The 4,725-nt window shown below is 37.4% G+C and carries 1 protein-coding gene and 1 pseudogene; both read right to left on the bottom strand.

The annotated features are described in order from the left end of the window. The coding region (locus J2X69_RS24580) for an AMP-binding protein (RefSeq protein WP_310109481.1) at window positions 1–2,497 on the bottom strand (2,497 nt) is incomplete at its 3' end. 1,206 nt (window positions 2,498–3,703) lie between these two features. Beyond that, a pseudogene (locus J2X69_RS24575) lies at window positions 3,704–4,481 on the bottom strand (IS982 family transposase); the annotation flags it as partial. Window positions 4,482–4,725: the final 244 nt, after the last annotated feature.

Below are 4,725 nucleotides of genomic sequence, written 5' to 3'. Positions count from 1 at the left end.
TGTTCAGGTAGCCCCGCGCAACGCCCGCCCCCCCTATGTATAACTCCCCGGTTACTCCAACCGGAACAGGAACCCCATGCTGATCCAGAATGTATGCTTTCTCATTAGAAAGCGGTCTGCCAATCGGTAATTGATTCGGAAATTCAAATACTTGCTTATCCAAAAGATAAGCTATACTACACATCGTAGTTTCCGTCGGGCCATATCCATTCAATACATATATGTTCTTTGAAACAATCTTATTGGCATCTGATGCATAAACGTTTTCAACACCCGTTACAATTCTAAACAAATGAGGCAATGAATTTATACTTAAAAAATTAACCAAATCCCTGATGAAGAAAGGCGGGATGTAGCAATAATCAACTTGATATCTACTTAAAAAACAAAACAGCTTTTCGCTGCTATAGCGTACTTCATCACTCACTACTAATAATCTCCCACCATGGAACAGCGTATTGAATATTTCATAAACAGACACATCGAAAGTATAATTCGTCCAAAGAACACCATTTTTACAAGGTATGTTGTGCGAATCCGCATAGCACAACTGAATAAAGCTAACATGCTCTACCATCACTCCTTTGGGTCTACCGGTAGTTCCTGAAGTGTAAAGTACATATGCTAGATCCGAAGAAATATTATATAAAGGAAGGGGAGATAAGTCCTCGTCAATGTACAAATTCTCGGTCAAATCCATGCAAATAACCTTATCTTCCGGCAATTTTACACCATCACACAAATGACGTTGGGTTACTACCAACACCCCATGCGTATCCGACAAGATGTACTCAATTCTTTCTCTTGGGAAGTTCGGATCAATTGGCACATATGATGCCCCTGCTTTCAATACTGCAATTATCCCAACGACCATTTCCACACTTCGCTCAAGACAAACAGGAATAATTGTATCTGGGACAATTTCTGTCTGGGCACGTTTATTAAATTCTCTCCGGATGTAGCGCGCAAGCTGATTACTTTTCTCCTCCAACTCACGATATGTCAAATCAATTTCGTTATACGTAACAGCTATCTGATGAGGAACCTGTGCTGCACGTCGGCTAAATATTTCCTGAATAGTTACGTTCAGCGGAAACACTTTCTCTGTATTATTCCACTCATAAACTATACGATTATAACGTTCCGAAGAAAGGCCTATATTTTTTTTTATATCAATATCCAAATTATCTATATATTCATTTACAGCATGTTTATAAACATTAATAAACTCTTGAATAACATCTGGGAGGAAAAGGTTTTTTCTATACTCCAATTTAAAATAAATATTTTCAGGAGGTGTATCATCGTACAATAGACCAAGTTCATAAATACTATTCTTACTCCAAGCTATATCGAGTCGATCAGCTTTTAAATCCATCAATTCTAAAGCAGCAACATTAAGATAGCTTTGCGAAAAACCCACATTAAAAACTGAATTAATATCGACTTGATTTATTCTCCGTTGATCACCTATAATATCAGTAAGAGAATATCCCTGAAAGGGAATAACTTCTTTACGCTGGGCTGCTAAGTATTCAATCAGATCTTCTAATGTCGTAATTGAATCAATATCAAACTTCATCGGAATGTTGTTGACAAAACATCCAAGCACATCACCAAACCCCTTCGGACGCGTGTTGACCGTATAACTAATACAAAACTTTTTATGATTCAGAAACTTTGATAAGACCAAACCATATAAAGCAGATAGGACAATGAATAATGTATGATTTCTCCTTCTCCTGCAAATGCTGCGAAGTTGCTCGGTTTGAGAAGAATTCAATTCAAAGTAAATGAATTCGCCTGTCTGGTCGGCTAATACATTGTTAGCCTGTTTACCATCAATATTTTGCCGATAGGGAAGATTTACTTTCAATGGCATGTCACTAATAAAATCCAACCAGAACCTTCGAGCGTGAACCTTATAACTCTTAGTCAACACATCTCGCTCTTCCGTTACCGCATTGGAAAATGCTGGAACAAAGTCATAAGAGGCTTTCTTTCCATTGCAAAGAGAATTATAAATCCTCTCAAGCATTCTATAGAATTGAGACACCCACGCAGCATCACAGATCACGTGGTGGGCAACAAAAAAGAAATAGAACTCATCAACATCTGACACTTTCCGCGTTGCCACATTGAAGCGCAGCAATGGCCCTTTCATCAAATCAAAAGGCACGTATATAACAGATTTTACCTGTTCTTCTACGGAGGCGAGTGAATCAAATGTTAGTTCATGATAAAAATCATCAATCTGGAAATTCCCATGGTAACATTTTTCTCCATCTTCAGAAAATTGGGAATGAACAATTTCAGCTTGTTGAATGAATACTTCACAGGAGCGTTTTAAATAGCTTTTGTCAATTTTACCTGTCAGTTTATTGACATAAGAAACATTATATGAAATTTCAGAGGGCCTTAGCGCCCATTCCAGAAAAAATCTTCTTTGTGATTCAGATATTGCAATTTCTCTTCTGTTCCATTTACCTTGTCCCATGGTTTTTATCATGTTGGCTTTTCCGTAATAATAAAGTAAAAAAAATACAAATCGACAATCTGGTTGCCAGTTTTTTTAATAAATGTAATGGCGCACTTAACCTGTTCCCCAACAAAGAAGCTTAGATTAACTTGATCATCGATTTTTTGAACATATTACATAAGATGTAGAAAGTCTGTTGGTCACAGTAAAATCAGCGTCAATCCAGTAAAAAACGAAATCGCTGGGCAATTGTAAATCTTGTCAGATCATCCTAGTAAGTTCCCCACTATCATGTAAATACTCATTAACATTTCCGCACATTGATCAGTTGCATGATCCCAACTTAAACACCAGAATAGAGATAGTCGTTTAAAATCCTCATTTTTATCTAGTCAAAATAAGATGAATGGGCATTTTTCAGAGTCAAATCATTAAAGAGTTCATTAGTCGGTTCCAAGCGACCTAAACTGCCAGAAAACCCTAAGTAAAATCTAGTGATCATCCAGATATCAATGAACGCTATTTTATAAATAAAATCAATTTCGTTTTATTTAAGGCTTTTCATATTTGGTTTGAAAGGGCTGACTCACCCTTGGTCATATTAACACTTCAGATCACGTAAGACTAAGGAATATATCCAAGAACAGCCTAGATGTTCTTGCACAAGACCGGAGGCTAGGTAGTCAATCGGAACCAATCCGATGAATGGTGATGGACATTTGGACGGATTAGTCGTAGACAGCAAAGAGACAGAAAGGACTAACAGGAGTTACAGAGGAAAGAAAAAAGTTTGTCTGAGCAGTTGAGCTCAGCAAAGACGGTAACCTAAATCTTTTTTACGTTAGCAATATCACAGATTTTCCAAAATTACTGCAGCCAATAATCCAACGTCATATTTCGGAAGGAGCAACTGATACCACAAATAAATGGAAGGGCTATTGCCCCATCCTAAAACGGATCAACTAGTTTCCAAGTGAACTTGGTATGAATGTCAGAAAAAGCAAATTGACCTCCTACTGAATAACCTCCCCTTTGGGATTAACAGATTTCAATCAAAACTGACAATCTCCCACAACCTAATCAGAAGAATTGTTAACGAGGACATACTCTATATTCTAAATATTGTATGAGTCCAAGCGGTCATATCTAAAAAGTAAATCAGTTGTGTTGGCAGATTTTCCAAAACCTAACGCTCTGAATAATTTATTTAACCCGTTATGCTACTTAGGTGATTGAGATTTTAAAGTTATTTGGTCTGTTGAATTTAAATTTATACAGGTACTGAACCAGTGTTAAGGCTGTAATTTTGGCAAGAATTCTAATTTTGAATCCTTGGAAAGTTTTGGCGTAGTTTCTTCTGATCATGAACTGGTCGCAGAGTTGTGGGAACAGCGTTCCCTGCCTTTTTCTTCCCTTTCTGAATACCCACCCTTGCTTTACAACCCCTTTTTGGTTAGTTCTCATCGGAGTTTCAAATTTGATGTCTGCAGTATGAAACAGGCCCAGTTGAATGGAAGATGATAAATACCCCTTGACATACAATCAGAGAGTTTGGCATTCATCTCAGAAAGAAAATTTACATCATGTACGTTGGCTTTGGTCAGTTCGATCTAATGGAAAACGCCAGTTACTGAACAGCCCCCTTGTAATTTATAGCCATAGAAGTACATTTTTGTGTGGCACGGTGTCCCTTTTCTTGAGAGGTTTCAAAAGCCTCCGCACAGACTTTAGACTGTTTTTCCCTTGTAAGTCTGCATACTTCAAGTGGCATGGAATCGGTGATGTAATAGTATACACTACTGAGAAACCCCTCAACCAGTTTGTTTCTGACCAGATCGATGGTGAAAAAAAGACCTCTTTTCCTACGGTTAAATCTTGATCTGTCTACCATGTTTCGAAATGATTCCCGATAATCAGATCGAAGTTTGTTAAACAACCATTTCCCAATGTAACAAGACATGAATTCAGCCACACGAAAAATCAGAATCACTTCTAAATCAGAAAATTATAATCTTGTGCCGCGCAGGAAAAAGTTGCCTGATGAATCGAAACTGAGAGATTAAGTTATTTGATAGTCTGATAAACTTTATCGAAATTCAGTTTAATCTCGTGCATTGGCTTGGACTAGTAGTTTTTGCTAGGAACCCTAATTTAACGTGAGTTCGGGTTAAGCACAAAGGGATAACTGGACAGAAGGTAATTCAAATTCGATGTTCAGGGAAGGTTTTTTAGGGAAAAAGCAATAA

The sequence above is a fragment of the Algoriphagus sp. 4150 genome (assembly GCF_031457395.1).
Classification (GTDB): Bacteria; Bacteroidota; Bacteroidia; order Cytophagales; family Cyclobacteriaceae; genus Algoriphagus.
This window is presented reverse-complemented; position numbering and strand designations above follow the sequence as displayed.